Annotated in this window: 2 protein-coding genes; both read right to left on the reverse strand. The window is 73.4% G+C overall.

The annotated features are described in order from the left end of the window. Positions 1-43: 43 nt before the first annotated feature. Positions 44-10,429 (reverse strand): amino acid adenylation domain-containing protein, encoded by a 10,386-nt coding sequence (locus AB0927_RS28485; RefSeq protein ID WP_366670605.1) that lies wholly within the window; start codon positions 10,427-10,429, stop codon positions 44-46. Next, positions 10,426-18,225 carry an amino acid adenylation domain-containing protein gene (locus tag AB0927_RS28490; RefSeq protein ID WP_366670606.1) on the reverse strand — a complete coding sequence of 2,600 codons (7,800 nt, stop codon included), beginning with the start codon at positions 18,223-18,225 and terminating at the stop codon, positions 10,426-10,428. The genes AB0927_RS28485 and AB0927_RS28490 overlap by 4 nt, the downstream gene beginning before the upstream one ends. Between the last annotated feature and the right edge of the window lie 82 nt (positions 18,226-18,307).

Raw genomic sequence — 18,307 nt, forward strand, 5'->3', positions numbered from 1 at the left:
GATTGGTACGGGTCCGGCGCCGGCCGGTGGCCGACGCCCGGTCTCAGGAGCGGACGCCGCCGGGCAGCGCCCGGGTGATCAGCTCGGCCAGCACTGCGGCGTGCGGGGCGTCCACCACGTCGTGGTGGTTGCTGCCGGAAATGTCGGCGGTGCGCACCGTGCCGCTGGTGCACCTCCGCCAGTCCTCGGCCACCACCCGCGCACCGCCCAGCACCGGGTGTGTCTCGGTCGCCCGGTACAGGTGGATGTCCGCCCGCAGCGCGCCCGGTTGGACGCGGTAGCGCTCGGCCGCCCGCCCGTTGGCAGCGGCAACGGCGACCAGCCGCCGCATCGCCGCCGTCTCGGCGCCGCGCGGGAGCCGCCCTTCGTGCCGGCCCTTGCGGACCAGGGCCGCGATCACCGCGTCCTCGTCGAGCGCGGCCAGGTCGTCCGGGTCCAGCCCGGCGGCAAGGCCGAGTCGGACGAACTCCGGCCGGTCGTCCGCCGCTTGACCCACCGGCCCACCGGCACCGGTGGACTGCTCGGGCGCCCGGCTGTCGATGACACCGAGGTAGTCGACCGTCTCTCCGGCCGCCTCCAGCCGGGTGGCGATCTCGTAGGCGACCAGGCCGCCGAAGGACCAGCCGGCCAGCAGGTACGGGCCGTGCGGGGCCACCTGCCGGATCTCGGTCAGGTAGCGCTCGGCCATGTCCTCGACCCGCTCCAGCGGCGTCCGCTCGGTGTTGTAGCCGACGCACTCCAGCCCGTACACCGGTCGCTCGCCGCCCACGGCGCGGGCGAGTTCGAGGTAGCAGACCGCGTCGCCACCGCGCGGGTGCACCAAGAACAGCGGGGTACGCTCCGGCTCGCCCTCGGCCAGCCGGACCAGCAGCCTGTCGGCGGTCTCCGTGTCGGCGGGCAGCGCCTCGCAGAACTGCTCCACGGTGGGTTTGCGGAACACGAGGTTGAGCGGCACGGTGACGCCGAGGTCGGTGCGCACCGCCTCGATCAGCTCGAAGGCCTTCAGCGAGTGCCCGCCCAGCAGGAAGAACTCGTCGCGGACCCCGATCGGGGACACTCCGAGGACGCGTTCCCAGATCCGGACCATGGCCAGCTCGGTGCGATCGCGGGGAGCGAGCAACGGCTGCTGGTCGCGTCGCAGCTCCGGCGCGGGGAGCGCCTTGCGGTCCACCTTGCCGTTGGGGGTCAGCGGCAGGGCGCCCAGTTCGACCAGCACGCCGGGAACCATGAACTCGGGCAGGGCGGCTCGCAGGAACTCGTCCACCGGCGGGTGCGCGCCTTCGCTCCCCGCCCGGACCAGGTAGCCGACCAGGATGGCGTCCACGCCGCTCCCGTGCACCGCGACCGCGGCCTCGGTGACGTCGGGATGCCGGGCCAGCACGGTCTCGATCTCGCCGAGCTCGATGCGGTGGCCGCGCACCTTGACCTGGCCGTCGCCGCGGCCGCGGTACTCCAGGGTGCCGTCCGGCCGCCAGCGGGCGAGGTCGCCGGTCCGGTAGAGCCGGCCGCCGCTGCCGAACGGGTCGGCCAGGAAGCGTTCGGCGGTCAGGCCGGGGCGGCCCGCATAGCCGCGGGTGACGCCCTCGCCGCCGATGAACAGTTCACCGACCACGCCGACCGGCACCGGTTCGAGGTGCTCGTCGAGTACGTACACCCGGGTGTTGGCGATGGGCCGGCCGATCGGGACGGCCCCGGACCCGGCGGGCACGAGCCGGTGGGAGGTGGACCAGATGGTGGTCTCGGTCGGGCCGTAGACGTTCCAGACCTCGGCCACCTCGCCGCGCATCCGGTCGGCCAGCGCCGGCGGCAGCGCCTCGCCACCGGTGAGCGCCCGCAGTCGGGGGCTGTGCCAGCCGGTCTGCATCAGCAGGTGCCAGGTCGCGGGGGTGGCCTGCAGGACAGTGGCTCCGGCCGCGTCGAGCAGCTTGCCGAGCCGGCTGCCGTCCCTGGCGTCCTCCCGGCCGACCAGGTGGACGGTGGCGCCGCAGGTGAGCGGTACGAGCAGTTCCAGGACGGCGATGTCGAAGGAGGCCGTGGTCACCGCCCCGATCACGTCGTCCGCCGTGAGGGCCAGCCGGTCGACCATGTCCCGGGCGAAGTTGACCACCCCTCGGTGCGGCACCATGACGCCCTTGGGGCGGCCGGTGGAGCCTGAGGTGTAGATGACGTACGCCAGGTTGTCGGGCGCGGTGTGCGGCCGGCTGACCGACTGGCCGGCGGGCAGCTCGCGGTCGACCCGGATCACCTGGACGCCGGGCGGGACGGCGAGGTCGTGCCGGGTGGTCAGCAGCACCCGGGCGCCGCTGTCGGTGATCATGTATTCGATCCGGTCCGACGGGTAGTCCGGGTCGATCGGCACATAGTGTCCGCCGGACTTCAGGGTGCCCAGCAGCGCCACCGGCAGGTCGGCGGTGCGGTCGACGCAGACCGCGACCGGGCGGTCCGGGCCGATCCCGAGTGTGCCCAGCAGATCGGCCAGCCGCTCGGCGCGAGCGTCGAGTTCGGCGTAGGAAAGCGGGCCGGTGGCATCGACCAGGGCGACCGCTTTCGGGGTCCGGGCGGTCTGCTCGGCGATCGCCCGGTGCAGCGTTCCGGCCGGCCGCCGCGCGGTCGCGGTGTCGTTCCACTCCAGGACCAGCTGGTCTCTCGCGGTCTCGTCGAGCAGCGCGAGTTCGCTCACCGGGCGGGTCGGGTCGGCCGCCGCCGAGGCCAGCAACCGGGTGAGCGCGGCGAGCAGCCGCTCGCCGGTCGCCCGGTCGAACAGGTCTGTGGCATAGACCAGTTGCCCGTCCAGCCCGCCGCCGGAGGCATTCTCCGAGAGATACAGCGTCAGGTCGAACTTGGCTCCCCCGTTGGCGAGTTCCACCGGCTCGACGTGGAGGCCCGGCACCTCGACCGATCGGACGGCCTGTTCGTTGAGGACCAGCATCGCCTGGAAGAGCGGGTTGCGGCTGAGGTCTCGCTCCGGTCGCAGCTCCTCCACCAGCCGCTCGAACGGGACGTCCTGGTGCGCGTAGGCGCCCAGCGCGGTCTCGCGGGCCCGGTCCAGCAGCTCGGTGAAGCCCGGATCGCCGGAGAGATCGGTGCGCAGCACCAGGTTGTTGACGAAGAAGCCGATGAGCGGCTCCAGTTCGGTGCGGTGCCGGCCCGCGATGGGGGCGCCGACCGTGATGTCCCGGCCGCCGGACCAGCGGCCCAGGAGGGCCTGGAAACCGGCCAGCAGCACCATGAACAGGGTGGCGTTGTGTGCCTTTCCCAGCTCGCGCAGCCGCTGCACCAGCTCATCCGGCAGGGTGAAGCCGATCTCGTCGCCCCGGCCCGACCATTCGGCCGGGCGCGGCCGGTCACCGGGCAGTTCCAGCGGTGCCGCACCGGTCAGCTTCTCCCGCCAGTAGCGGAGTTGGGCCTCCAGCGCCGGCCCGGTCAGCCGGTCGCGCTGCCAGCGCGCGAAGTCACGGTAGCTGTGGGTGAGTCGGGGCAGCGCCGCGGTGTCTCCGCGGTAGCCGAGGAACATTTCCTCCCACAACACGCGGGAGGACCAACCGTCGAAGACGGCGTGGTGCACCACGACCACGAGCAGGTGCTCCTGCTCGTCGACGGTGACCAGTCGGGCGCGCAGCAGCGGCGAGCGCCCCAGGTCGAAGGGCAGCGCGGCGTCCGCGCGGGCGAGGCGCAGCGCCTCGGCGCGTGCCTGCTCGCCCGGCAGGGCGGAGAGGTCCGTGCTCACCGGGGTGAACACCGTGACCGGGTCGACCGCCTGGTAGGCGCCGTCGGGGCCGGTGACGATCCGGGTGCGCAGCACCTCGTGCCGCTCGACCACGGCGCGGAGCGCGTCGAGCAGCCGCTCGCGGTCCAGCGCGCCGGTGAGCCGTACGGCGGCCGGGATGTTGTAGTCGGCCCGGCCCGGCTGGATGCGGTCGAGCAGCCACAGCCGCTGTTGGCCGAAGGAGAGCGGGGCCTCGCCCTCGGCGTCATGGACCGGCAGCTCCCCCTTGCCGTCGGCGACACCGTCCAGGGCACGCGCGTAGTCGGCCAGTTTCTGGTGCCGGAAGAGCAGTTGCAGCGGAATGTCGCGGGCGAGCGCCGTCCGCAGCCGGGCGGTGACCTGGGTGGCACGCAGCGAGTGGCCGCCGAGCTCGAAGAAGTCGTCCTGGCCGCCGACCTGTTCGCAGCCGAGCACCTGCTGCCACACCTCGGCGACCGTCCGCTCGGTGGCGGTGGCCGGGGCCACGTAGCCACGGGTGCCGCGGCGGCCCGCGCTCGGGGCCGGCAGCGCGGCGCGGTCGACCTTGCCGTTGGCGTTCAGCGGCAAGGCGTCCAGTTCGACCAGCACGCCGGGGACCATGAACTCGGGCAGCCTGGCACGCAGGAACGACTGCAGGTCGGCGCCGGTGCCGGCCTGGGCGCGCCGGACCACGTAGCCCACCAGTTCCTTGTCCGCGCCCTCGCCGAAGACCATCGCCACGGCCTGGTCGACCTCCGGGTGGCGGGCCATCGCCGCCTCCACCTCGCCCAGCTCGATCCGGTGGCCGCGGATCTTGACCTGGTTGTCGCGCCGGCCGTGGAACTCCAGCGTGCCGTCGGCCCGCCACCGGGCCAGGTCCCCGGTGCGGTAGAGCCGGGCGCCGGGCGGCCCGTAGGGATCGGGGCGGTAGCTGTCGCCGGTGCGGGACGGGTCGTGCAGATACCCGCGGGCCAGGCCCGCGCCGCCGACGCACAGTTCACCGACCGTGCCGATCGGCAGCAGCTCCAGCTGCTCGCCGAGGACATAGGCGCGGGCACCCGGGATCGGGCGCCCGATCGGGATCCGGCCAGCCGCGACGTCCGCTTCGGTGACCCGGTGGTACGTGGAGGTGTTCGTGCACTCCGTCGGACCGTACTGGTTGATCACCTGTACCGCCGGACCGAGCCGACGCGCCTCTTGGACGTGACCGGGGGTCAGCGCCTCGCCGGTGGTCATCAGCAGTCGCAGCCGCGCGTCGGGCGGGGTGGTCGCGGCGGCGGCCATCGCCCGGAGCATGGACGGCACCAGCGAGAGGATCGCGGTGACCCGCTCCCGCTCCAGGATCGCGAGCAGCGCGTCCGGGTCCCTGGCGTCGTCGCGCCGCACCACGACCACCCGGGCGCCGACGCTCAGCGGCGCGAACAGGTCGCGGACCGAGGGGTCGAAGGTGAGCGCGGTTCTGGCGAGCACCACGTCGTCCGCGTCGAGGCCGAAGGTGGTGGTGAGGTAGCCGAGATACGCGGTGATGCCGCCGTGGCGGACCGCGACGCCCTTGGGCCGGCCGGTGGAGCCCGAGGTGTAGATCGCGTAGGCCAGGTCGTCGGCCGTCGCGAGCGGGGGCAGCGGGTCGGCGGAGCGGACGGCGATCGTCTCCCGCTCGCGGGCGAGGTCGAAGACGGGGACGTCGGTCCCGGCCGGGACGCCACGGGCGTCGTCGACCAGCAGCAGTTCGGCCCGGCTGTCGGAAAGGATCAGCTCGACACGCTCGGCCGGGTAGTCCGGATCGACCGGGACGTAGTGCCCGCCGGCCTTGAGTACGGCGAGCAGGGCGATCACCCGGTCCACCGAGGGATCCGCCAGGACCGCCACGGCGGTGCCCGGGCGGACGCCTCGCTCACGCAGGACGCGGGCGAGGCGGTTGGCGCGGGCCTCCGACTCGCCGTAACTCAGCTGCTCCGAGCCGCAGCTCAGCGCGATCGCCTCGGGTCGCAGGCGGGCCTGCCGCTCCACGAGTTGGTGCAGGCAGGGCTCGGCCGGGGCGACCGCCGGGCCGCCGCTCCACTCCTCCAGCAGCCGGTGCCGCTCGGCCGCGTCGAGCACCTCGATGCCGGACAGGGGGGCGGCCGGACGGTCCGCGGCGCCGGCCAGCAGGCGGGCGTACTGACCGGCCAGCCGTTCGACGGTGGCCCGGTCGAAGAGCTCGGTCGCGTACTGGAGGGTACCGGTGAGCCCGTCGGGCCGTTCGGTGACGGCCAGGCTCAGGTCGAACTTGGCCGTGCCGTTCCCCACCTCGACGGCCGTCACTTCGATGCCGTCCAGCGGGAGGGCGTCCGGCTGGTCGGGATGCAGCTGGAAGAGGACGTCGAAGAGCGGGTTGCGGCCGAGGTCGCGCTCGGGGCGCAGCTCCTCGATCAGCCGGTCGAAGGGAAGATCCTGGTGGTCGTAGGCGGCGGTGGCGGTCTCGGCGGTGCGGCGCAGCAGTTCGGTGAAGGCCGGGTCACCGGAAAGGTCGGTGCGCAGCACCAGGGTGTTGACGAAGAAGCCCACCAGCGGCTCGAATTCGGCCCGGTTGCGACCGGCGATGGCCGTGCCCACCGCGATGTCGCGCTGCCCGGTCCAGCGGGCCAGGAGCGCCTGGAAGCCGGCCAGCAGCACCATGAAGAGGGTGGCGCCCTGCCGGCGTCCGAGGGCGGTGAGCCGCTGTGTCAGCTCGGCGGGCAGTTCGAAGACCACTTCGTCACCGGCGCCGCTGCGCTGGGCCGGCCGGGGCCGGTCCGTGGGCAGCTCCAGAGCGGGCACCTCGGCCAGTTGCTCGCGCCAGTAGGCCAGTTGGGCGCCCAGTTCGCCTGCGACCACCCTGCGTTCCTGCCAGTCGGCGAAGTCGGCGTACTGGATCGGGAGTTCCGGCAGGTCGGCGGTGGTACCGGTGCGGCGGGCGGCATAGCCGGCCGCCAGCTCACGCCAGAACACCGGCATCGACCAGCCGTCGGCGGCGGTGTGCTGGAAGACCACGACGAGGAGGTGCTCGGTGGCCGCGGTCCTGATCAGGTGGACGCGCAGCAGCGGGGCGGCGGTGAGGTCGAACGGCGTGCCGGCCTCGGTCCGGGCCAGCTCCAGCGCCTGCCGCTCGGCCTGCTCGGCGGGCAGCGCGGCGAGGTCCGTGACGGCGATGCGGAAGCAGTCGACCGGTTCCACCAGTTGGACGGGGGTATCGCCGTCGGCGGCGAACCTGGAGCGCAGCACCTCGTGCCGCTCGACCAGGTCGGTGAGCGCCCCGGTGAGCGCTTCACGGTCGAGTTGCCCGGTCAGCCGGACGACCACCGGGATGTTGTAGTCGGCCCGGCCCGGCTGGAGCTGGTCCAGGAACCACAACCGCCGCTGCGCGGAGGAGAGCGGCGCCGCACTGCCGCTCGGGCGGCGCAGGACCGGCGCAGGGACCGGCGCCTCGTTACCGGCGGGTCCGTCCGTGGCCAGGGCGGCGGCGAAGGCCGCCAGGGTCGGGTGTTCGAAGAGGGTGCTCAGCGGGATTTCGCGACCGAGCCGGCCGCCGAGCCGGGAGACCACCCGGGTCGCCTTGAGCGAGTGGCCGCCGGACTCGAAGAAGTGCGCGTCGCGGCCCAGACGTTCCGCGCCCAGCACCTCGGCCCAGACCTCGGCGACCAGTTCCTCGGTCGCCGTCCGCGGCGCGGCGAAGTCGGCCTTCCCGCGCGCCAGGTCCGGCTCCGGCAGTGCGCGGCGGTCCAGCTTGCCGTTCGGGGTCAGCGGCAAGTCGTCCAGCACCAGCACCGCGGCCGGGACCATGTAGTCCGGCAGCGATCCGGAAAGCGCGCCGCGCAGCTCTGGGCCGTCCAGCCGCGCGCCGGGGGCGGGCACCGCGTAGCCGACCAGCACGTCGTCGTGGATCAGTACGGCGGCCCGGCCGACCCCCGGGCAGCGCAGCAGCGCCCCCTCGATCTCGCCGAGCTCGATGCGGAAGCCGCGTACCTTCACCTGGTCGTCGGCCCGGCCGAGGTATTCGATGGCGCCGTCGGCCCGGCGGCGGACCAGGTCGCCCGTCCGGTACATCCGGCTGCCGGCCGGGCCGAAGGGGTCGGCCCAGAAGCGCTCGGCGGTCAGGCCCGGCCGGTCGAGGTAGCCGCGGGCCAGCCCGCTGCCGGCGATGTACAGCTCGCCGACCACGCCGACCGGCACCGGCCGCAGGCCCGGATCCAGCACGTACAGGCGGGTGTTGTCCAGCGGTGCGCCGATCGGCACCCGGCCGCCGACGCCGGCGGGCTCGCGCACCGGGTGGCTGGCCGCGAAGGTGGTGGTCTCGGTGGGACCGTACCCGTTGGTGACCACGATGCCCGGGCAGGCCTCCAGGGCCCGGCGGAAGGACTCCGGGGAGGCGGCCTCGCCGCCGGTCCAGACGTGCCGGACCCCGCTCAGCACCTCGACGCACTCGTCGACCACCAGGTTGAACAGGGCGGCGGTGAGCCAGAGCGCGCTGATCCGGTGCTCGGCGACCAGCCGGCCGAGCCCCGGCGCGGTCAGCGGGCCGGCCGGTGCGATCACGACCTCGCCGCCGGAGAGCAGGGGGGCCCAGAGTTCGTAGGTCGAGGCGTCGAAGGAGTGCGGCGAGTGCAACAGCACCCGGTGGTGTCCGTCGATCCAGCGGTGGTCCAGCGCCAGTGCGGCGACATTGGCCTGGGTCACCGCGATGCCCTTGGGCTCCCCGGTCGACCCGGAGGTGAACATCACATAGGCAAGCTGATCGGGCAGCACTCGGACGGACGGCGCCCCTTCCCCGGCCGTGCCCGCCTCGGTCACGTCCAGCACCGGCAGCGAGGTGCCGGCGACCAGTTCGTGCCCGGCGCAGGCGGGGTCGGTGAGCAGCACGACCGCGCCGGTTCGTGCCAGCAGGCCACTCAGCCTGGCGGTCGGGAAGCGCTCGTTCAGCGGCACGTACGCCCCGCCCGCCTTCAGCACCGCGAGGATCGCCACCACCAGGTCGGCGGAGCGTTCCAGCAGCAGGCCGACGGCGGTCTCGGGGCCGACCCCGGCGGCGGCCAGCCGACCTGCCAGCCGACCTGCGGCTTCGTCAAGTTCACGGTAGGTCATGCTCTTTCGTCCGTAGCTGACGGCGATGGCGTCCGGGGTGCGGCGCACCTGAGCCGCGAACAGCTCGGGCAGGCTGCCGGTCGGCTGCTCGCGCTCGGTGGCGTTCCAGCCGGTGAGCAGCTGTTCGCGCTCCGCGGGCTCCAGCAACTCCAGTTCCGACAGGGGACGTTCGGGATCGGCGACGGCACCGGCCAGCAGCCGTTGGTAATGGCCGAGCAGTCGGCGCGCGGTGTCGACGTCGAACAGGTCGGCGTCGAAGGTGAGGCTTCCGGAGACCGTGTCGCCGCGGTCGGTGACGAACACCGCCAGGTCGAAGAGCGCGACCTCGAAGTCGCTCCGGCACGGCTCGGCCGAGATGCCGGGCAGATGGAGCGCCGCGGACTCGTCCTCGGCGGCCGCGAAGACCACCTGCACCAGCGGGTTGCGGTTGAGCGCCCGGTCGGGCGCGAGTTCCTCGACCAGTTTCTCGAACGGCGCCTCCTGGTGCTGGTAGGCGCCGACGGTGGTCTCCCGGACCCGCCGGAGCAGCTCGCCGAAACCGGGGTCTCCGGCCAGGTCGGTGCGCAGCACCAGGGTGTTGGCGAAGAAGCCGACCAGTTGCTCCAGTTCGACCCGGTCCCGGCCGGCGATCGGGGTGCCCACCGCGATGTCGTGCTGACCGCTGTAGCGGGCCAGCACGGCCTGGAAGCCGGCCAGCAGGGCCATGAACAGGGTGGCGCCGGTCCGTTCGGACAGGCGGCGCAGCCCGGAGACGACCTGGGCGGACAGGGTGAAGTCCAGGGTGCCGCCGCGGCCGGTGCGCCGGGCCGGACGCGGCCGGTCGGCGGGCAGTTCGAGTGGTTCGAGGCCTGTCAACCGGTCGCGCCAGTAGTGCAGTTGGCCTTCCAGTTTGCCGTTCTCGAAGCGCTCGCGCTGCCAGCCCGCGTAGTCCTGGTAGCGGATCGGAGGCGGCGGCTGCGTGTCATCGCGGCCTTCGGCCAGCGCCCGGTAGCGGCGGCCTAGTTCGCCCCAGAGCAGGGACATCGACCAGCCGTCGGTGGCGATGTGGTGCAGCACCAGCAGCAGCACATGGTCGTCCTGGTCCAGCCGCACCAGCAGGGCGCGCAGCAGTGGCCCGGTGCTCAGGTCGAAGGGGAGCAGTGCTTGGTCGCGGGCCAGCTCCAGCGCCCGCCGCTCGCGGTCGGCCGCCGGCTCGTCCGTGAGGTCGACCACCGGCAGCTCGACGTCAGCGGCCGGGAGCAGGACCGGCTGCGGGCGCCCGTCCCGTTCCCGGAACACGGTCCGCAGCACCTCGTGCCGGCGGACCAGCCCGGTAAGGCCGCGGCGCAGCAGCTCCGCGTCGAGCGGACCGCGCAAGCGCAGCAGTTCGGGGACCGCGTAGCCGGGCGCTCCGGTGAGCATCCGGTCCACCAGCCACATCCGCTCCTGGGCGAAGGAGGCCACCGCCTCGCCGTCGGGGCGGCGCACGATGCCGCCGGTCGCGGGCCCGGCCGCCGCGGCTTCGCCTCTGGCCTCGCGTACCCGCCGCCGCATCAGTTCCCTGGCTGCGGCCAGTCGATCCTGTTGCAGCCCGGTTCCGGGCCGGCCGCTGTCCTGAGTGATCACGCCATCTCTCCCTGGTGTACGACGGGACGCGGCTCGTCCTGGTCCGCGATCAGTTCCTGCAGGAGCACGTTCTCGACGGCAGCCGCGAACGCCTCGACAGTGGGGTGGTCGAAGAGCGTGTGCAGCGGCAGCTCGACGCCGAGTGCGTTGCGCAGCCGGGCCACCACCCTGGTGGCCTTGAGCGAGTGGCCGCCGGACTCGAAGAAGTGGGCGTTCCGGCCGATGCGTGCGGCGCCCAGCACCTCGGCCCAGACCTCGGCGACCAGTTCCTCGGTCTCGGTCCGCGGCTCCACGTACTCGGTCCGCCGCTCGCTCCGCTCGGGTTCGGGCAGGGCTCGGCGGTCCAGCTTGCCGTTGGGGGTGAGCGGCAGTTCGTCGAGCACGGTCAGCGTCGCGGGCACCATGTACTCCGGCAATGCCTCGGCCAGCGCCGCGCGCAGCTCGGCCGGGTCCGGCGCCGCGCCCTCGGCCGGCACCAGGTAGCCGGCCAACGCCTCGCCGCGGACCGCCACGGCTGCCTGACGCACCTGCGGCTGGAGGGCCAACTGGGCTTCGATCTCGCCGAGTTCGATACGGAAGCCGCGGATCTTCACCTGGTCGTCGGCTCGGCCCAGGTACTCCACGGTGCCGTCGGGACACCATCGGACAAGGTCGCCGGTGCGGTACATCCGGCCGCCGTCCGATCGGAACGGGTCGGGCAGGAAGCGCTCGGCGGTCAGCGCCGGGCGGCCGAGGTAGCCGCGCGCCAGACCGGCGCCGGCCAGGTAGAGCTCGCCCACCGCGCCGACCGGCACCGGGTTGTGGTCGGGGTCCAGCACGTACAACCGGGTGTTCCAGATCGGTCGGCCGATCGGGACCCGTCCGCTGCCCGGTCGGCAGGGCCAGTAGGTGACGTCGACGGCGGCCTCGGTCGGCCCGTAGAGGTTGTGCAGCGGGACGTCCAGGACGTTGAAGAACCGCTCCTGCAGTTCCACCGGCAGCGCCTCGCCACTGCAGATGACCCGACGCAGCGCGGTGCAGCCCGTCGCGGCCGGCTCGTCCACGAATGCCTGGAGCATCGAGGGCACGAAGTGCACGGTGGTGACGGCCTCGCGCCGTATCACCTCGGCCAGGTAGACCGGGTCCAGGTGTCCGCCCGGCTCGGCCACCACCAGCGTGGCGCCCTCCAGCAGCGGCCAGAGGAACTCCCAGACCGAGACGTCGAAGCCGAACGGGGTCTTCTGCAGCACCCGGTCGTCGGCGGTCAGGCCGTACTCGGCCTGCATCCAGGCCAGCCTGTTGACGATCGCGTCGTGCGGAACCGCGACGCCCTTGGGCCGGCCGGTGGAGCCGGAGGTATAGATGACGTAGGCCGGGTGGCCGGGCAGCAGCCCGGTGTCGGCCCGGTCGGCGGTGCCGCACCGCTCCAGCTCGGCGAGGATCTCCGGTTCGTCCAGCGCGATCCGTGGCACGGCGGTCTCGGCGGGCAGGGCGCCGGCCACGTCCCGCGTGGTCACCACCAGCGCGGGGTCGGCGTCGGTGAGCAGGTAGCCGATGCGGTCGGCCGGCAGCCCGGGGTCGATCGGCAGGTAGGCGGCGCCGGCCTTGAGGGTCGCCACGATGGCGACGACCATCTCGGTGGACCGCTTGAGGGCAAGCGCGACCCGGGTCTCCGGCCCGGCGCCGTACCGACCCAGCAACTCGGCCAACCGGTTGGCCCGGGCGTTGAGTTCGGCGTAGGTGAGGGTCTCGTCGCGGAACACCACAGCGGTCCGGTCCGCGCTCGACTCCGCCTGCCGCTGGAGGAGTTCGGGCAGGGTGGCACTCGGCACCCGGTGCGCGGTGTCGTTCCACTGCCGCAGAACCCGCTCGCGCTCGGGCTCGGAGAGTACGTCGATCCGGCCCACCGGGAGGTCGGGTTGTTCGCAGGCCAGAGTGAGCAGCACTTCCAGCGAACGTCCCAGTTCAGCCGCCGCCTGTGGGGAGACGGCCTCGGGCCGGTGATCGATCATCAGCCGTAGCCGCTCCCCCGGCAGGGCGAGCAGATTGACGGTGTAATGGGTGGCGTCGGTGCTCGCGACGCCGACCAGTCGCGGACCGTCGGGCACGTGGCCGAGGGCGTTCAGATCCAGTGGGTAGTTCTCGAAGACCACGGCGGTGTCGAACAGAGTGCCGAGACCGGCCATTCGCTGGATGTCGGCGACGCTCAGGTGCTGGTGGTCGAGCAGCCGGGACTGCTCGGCCTGGAGCCGGGCCACCGCGTCGAGCAACGGCTCGGCGGAGTCGATCCGGAACCGGACCGGCAGGGTGTTGATCAGCAGGCCGACCATCCGTTCGACACCCGCGATGTCGGGTGTCCGGCCGGAAACGGTCCCGCCGAAGACCACGTCGGTGCGACCGGTCAGGCGGGCGAGCAGGATCGCCCAGGCGGCCTGCACCACACTGTTCAGCGTCAGGCCGCGGCCCCGGGCGCGCTCGGCCAGTCGCCCGGTCAGCTCGGCGGAGAGCTCGACGGTGACCCGTTCGGGCAGTGCCCGCACCCGGTTGGCGTGCTCGGTGGCGGAGGGCGCGGCCAGCACGGTCGGCTCCGCCAGGCCGGTCAGCGCCTGCCGCCAGGCAGCCTGCGCGGCCTCCCGGTCCTGCCGGGTCAGCCATGTGAGGTAGTCGGCGTACGGCACGACCGGATCGGCCGGCTCCCGCCCGCCCTGCCGGTAACTCTCGAACAGCTCCTCCAGCAGCACGGCGGAGGCCCAGCCGTCCCACAGGATGTGATGGTTGGTCAGCACCAGCCGGTGCCGTTCGGCGCCCAGCCGGAGCAGGGTGAAGCGCACCAGGGGCGGGCGTTCCAGGTCGAAGCGGCGCAGCCGGTCCTCGGCCAGCCACCGGTCGAGCTCCTGCTGCTGGGCCGGGCCGGTCAGGGCGGTCAGGTCCACCTCGTGGAACGGAAGTCGGACCTCCCGGAGCACCACCTGGACCGGTTCGGGCACCCCGCGCTCGGTGAAGGCGGTGCGGAGCACGGCGTGTCGGCGCAGCAGCGAGGCGCAGGCCGAGCGCAGCGCGACCGGGTCGAGCGGGCCTGCCAGGTCGAGGATGACCTGCCCGGTGTATGCGTCCAGCGCCTGCTCGTCGTAGCGGGAGTGGAAGAGCAGGCCCTCCTGGAGCGGGGAGAGCGGCAGCACGTCGACCAGGCCGGGGTGGTCGCCGGCGAGCGTTTCGATCTCGCCCCGGCCCAGCCGGACCAGGGGGAAGTCGACCGGTGCGTGGGCGCGTGGCATGTTCTGTGCGGCCCGTTCGCGCAGCAGGTCGAGCGCCTGCGTCCAGTCCTCGGCCAGCTCGGCGGTGTCCTCGGGCGTGAGCAGCGCTCGCGGCCCGCTGAAGACCACCGTCAGCTCCGAGCGGCCGGCCCGGTCGGTGGCCAGCGCGTTGATTTCGAGGACGTGGTCGAGCGGCATCGCCGGATCGGCGTGGGCCCGCAGCCGCGTGCCGTCGACGGGCGACCAGTCGCCCCGCTCCTCCGCCGGGAAGCGGCCGAGGTAGTTGAAGAGTATCTGCGGTCGGGAGCAACCGGCCAGCAGTGGCCCGGTCCGCGGGTTCAGGTGGCGCAGCAGGCCGTAGCCGATGCCGTCGCCACCCGGGAGATCGGCCAGGTCCTGCTTCACCCCGGCCACCAGACGGTCCAGCGCCGAACCGCCCTGCCAGGCCGCCGCCGGATCGACGTCGGCGTGTCCCAGCCGGACGGGGTACTGGCTGGTGAACCACCCCACCGTACGGGACAGGTCGCTGCCGTCGCCGAGATCGGTCCGGCCGTGACCCTCCAGCTCGACCAGCAGCCCACCGGGGTCGGCGATGCCACGGCGCGTCCTCCACCGGAAGGTGGCGAGGGCGAGCGCGGCGAGCAGGATCTCGGGGACCCCGGTACGGAAGGCGGCGGGGACGGTGGTCAGCAGCGGGCGGACCCGCTCGTCGGGGAGCGTGACGGTCAGCGTCCGGGCGGTGGCGACGGTGTCGCGGTTCGGGGCGGGGCTGAGCTCACCCAGCACCCGGCCGGGGTGGGCCGCGATCTCCTGCCAGCGCGGCAGCTCGGCCATCACCTCCGGCCGGTGGGCCCGCTCGGTCAGTCGCTCCGCCCAGCTGCGGAACGGCGTGGTCCGGGCGGGCAGCGCCGGTTCGGCGGACCCGCCGGCGGCCCGGTGGGCCGCGGCGAAGTCGGGCAGCAGGATCCGCCAGGACACCCCGTCCACCACCAGGTGGTGCAGCGCGAGCAGCAGTTGCCCCGGGGTGTCCGGGCCGGCGTCGAACCAGACGACCTGCAGCATGGTGCCGGCGGCCGGGTCCAGCCGGCCGATGGCGGCGTCGGTGTGCCGCTCGACCAGCTCGGCGCGGGCCCGCTCGTCGAGCCCGGCGACCTCGACCCGGGTGACCAGGCGGGCCGCGTCGACCGCCCCGGCGGGTGGGATCTCCAGTTCCCAGCCGTGGCCGCCCGCCTGGCGCAGCCGCAGCATGTCGTGATGGTCGAGCAGCGTCCGCACCGCCGCGACGATCCGGTCCGGCCCGGTGTCCGCCGGTGCCCCGAGCAGCATCGACTGGCTGAATCGGCCGACCGGGCCGCCGTTCTCGGCCAGCAGGTGCATGCTCGGCGTGAGCGGGACCGGGCCGTCGCCCGGCTCCGCCACCGGCTCGGCCGGACTCCGCTCACCGGCGGTACCGGTCCACTTCAGCGCGGCGGCGAGCGCGGCAACGGTCTTGCACTGGAAGACGTCCCGCAGCGCGATGCCGAACCCGGCCGCCCGGGCCCGGCTGACCAGGGTGATGGCGCTGATGCTGTCGCCGCCCAGCTCGAAGAATCTCTGCTCGACGCCGACCGCCTCCAGGCCCAGCACCTCGGCGAACAGCCGCTCCAGGATTCGTTCGGCGTCCGTGCGCGGCGGCCGGCCTACCGGGCGGGTCCGGCGGTCGGGTGCGGGCAGTGCCTTGCGGTCGAGCTTGCCGCTGCTGTTCAGCGGCAGCCGGTCCATCGGCACGAAGGCCTGCGGCACCATGTACCCGGGCAGCGTGGCCGCCAGCCGGCCGCGCAGTTCCCCCGGCTCGGGCGTCACGCCGTCCTCGGCCACCAGGTAGGCCACCAAGGCGCGGGTTCCGGCGTCCTGACGGACCACCACGGCCGCCTGCCGGATGCCCGGCTGCTTGGCCAGCTCGGCCTCGATCTCGCCGAGTTCGATCCGGTAGCCGTTGATCTTCACTTGCTGGTCGACCCGGCCCAGGTACTCCAGCTCCCCGTTCGGGGTCCAGCGGACCAGGTCACCGGTGCGGTAGAGCCGGGAGCCGGGCGGCCCCCACGGGTCGGGCCGGAAGCACTCGGCCGTCTGCGCCCTCGCGCCGAGATAGCCGCGGGCCAGGCCGACGCCGGCCACGCACAGCTCACCGGTCGCGCCTGGCGGCAGCAGCCGCAGCTCGGGATCGACGACGTACACCCGGTGGTTGGGCATGGGCCGGCCGATCGGCGGCGCCTGCCCCGCACAGCCGCCCTGCCAGCGGTGCGTGGTGACGGTGACGGTGGTCTCGGTCGGGCCGTACATGTTCCAGACCTGTCGGCCCGGTGCGGACCAGCGGTCCAGTTGCTCGGCGGACGGCGCCTCGCCGCCGGTGGAGACGAAGGCGAGCGCGGGCAGCGCGGCCGGGTCCAGCAGCGGCAGCAGCGCCACCGGCAGGTCGGCGCAGGTGACCTCGCGATCGGCCAGCAGCGCTTGGAGCCGGGTGATGTCCACCCGTTCCTCGTCGGTGGCCAGCACCAGGGTGGCGCCGGACAGCAGCGCGCCGAAGATGTCCAGTACCGAGACGTCGAAGCTGAGCGACGCGAAGCCGAGCAGCCGGGTGTGCTCGTCCAGACCGTAGACGGCGATGTTCTGGGTGGTGAACTCGACGGCGGCCCGGTGCTCGATCACCACGCCCTTGGGCCGGCCGGTGGAGCCCGAGGTGTAGATCAGGTAGGCGGCGTTCCGCGGCCCGACCGAGGCGGCGGGGGCCGGAGCCGGAGTCACGGCGGCACCCTCCCCCGCGTCGGCGCGATGGGCCTCGTCCACACCGATCACGGTGAGGTCGAGCCCGGCGAGGCGGTCGGAGAGGGCGGATCGGGCCAGGGCCACCCGCACGCCCGCGTCGCGAGCGATGAACTCCAGCCGCTGAGTGGGCAGTCCGGGGTCGAGCGGAACGTAGCAGCCGCCTGCCTTGAGCACCGCGAGCACCGCGGCGATCATCTCCGTCGAGCGCTCCACGCAGATGCCGACCGGCTGGTCGGGCCCGGTCAACCCGGCGAGGCGGGCGGCCAGTTGATCGGCCAGCTCGTCCAGTTCCCGGTAGGTCAGCGTCCGGTCGCCGCAGAGCACCGCGACGGCGTCGGGGCGGCGGCGTGCCTGCTGCTCGAACAACTGGTGCAGGCAACGGTCCGCCGGGAAGGGCGCGCTGCCGCCGTCACCGAGCGCGAGCAGGAAGTCCCGGTCGGCGGGCGAGAGCAGTTCGACGGAACCGATCTCGGCGCCGGGCTCGGCGGCGGCGAAGCGTTCGAGGAAGCCGGCGTAGCGGCGCTGCTGTTCGTCCAGGTCGGCGGCGCCGCCGTGCGCGGCGTCCGCCTCGAAGCCCACACCGATCGGGCGGCCGTCGCCACGCTCGAAGAGGTTGATGGACAGGTTGTCGACCGGACCGAGAGTCAGGTTGTGGGCGTTGGCCGGGATGCCCGCGAAGCTCAGGCCGTAGTCGAAGGCCATGATGTTGACGGTGGCGGCGAAGAGCTGTCGGCCTTCGCCGGTCAGCCCGAGGTCGCGGCGCAGCTCCTCCAACCGGTAACGCTGGTGCCGCAGAGCCTCTTTGGTGGCCCTTGAAGTACGGCGGATCAGCTCCGCCACGCTGGTCGTGGAGTCGACGGCGATGCGCAGTGGAACGATGTTCGAGCACATGCCGGGGGTGGCGCGGGACAGCGCGGTGCGGCAGCCGGTGACCGGCAGGCCGAGCACGATGTCCTCCGCGCCGGTCAACCGGTGCAGATAGCCGGCGGTGGCGGCGAGAACCACGGCGGACCAGACGGTGCCGGCCCGGCGGGCGAGAGCCCGCAGGTCGCGGGTGCCGTCCTCGGTCAGCTCGCGGCCGAGGCGGTGGATCTCGCCGGTCGGACGGGCGGCGGGCGGCAGGATCGCGTCGGGCTCGGGCAGGTCGACGGTACGGTCGAGCCAGTACGCGCGGTCACGAACGTACTCCTCGGAGGACCGGTAGTCGGCGTCCTCGGCGACCAGTTCGCGCAGTGAGCCGTACCGGGGCTCGGCGATCTCCGTGCCGCTGACCAGGGCGGTATAGACCTCGGCGACCCGCTGGGCGATCATCGCGCCGCTTCGGCCGTCCAGCACGATGTGGTGGTAGCAGTGGAACCACAGGTACCGCTCGGGCCCGGTGCGCAGCAGCGCGAACCGGAAGAGCGGGCCCTCGGCCAGGTCGAACGGCTTCGCCAGCTCGGTCCGCATCCACGCCTCGGCCGCCGCCGCGGGGTCGGGCCGGTCGCTGAGGTCGGCGCTGCCGAGCTCCCAGTCGACGGCCGTGCCGACGGTCTGCAGCACCTGATCATCCCGGCTGAGAAACCGTGCGTGCAGCGACTCGGTCTCCGACGCCACGCGGCGCAACGCCTGCTCGAACAGGCCCTGGTCGACGGCACCCTGTAGCTCCAGGTACTCCGCGATGTGGTAACCCACACCGGTGGGGTCGAGCTTCTGCGCGAGCCAGACGCCGGCCTGCGGCGAAGAGATCGGTATCAGGTCATGCCCGGAGGCGGACATCTCAGGGGTCCAATCTGTCGCTGATCTCGGGGCCTGCGGGGCCGGTCGAGGCACACACGCGAGCACTGTCGGGAAATCAATC

It is taken from the genome of Streptomyces sp. NPDC048106, assembly GCF_040706415.1.
Taxonomy (GTDB): Bacteria; Actinomycetota; Actinomycetes; order Streptomycetales; family Streptomycetaceae; genus Streptomyces.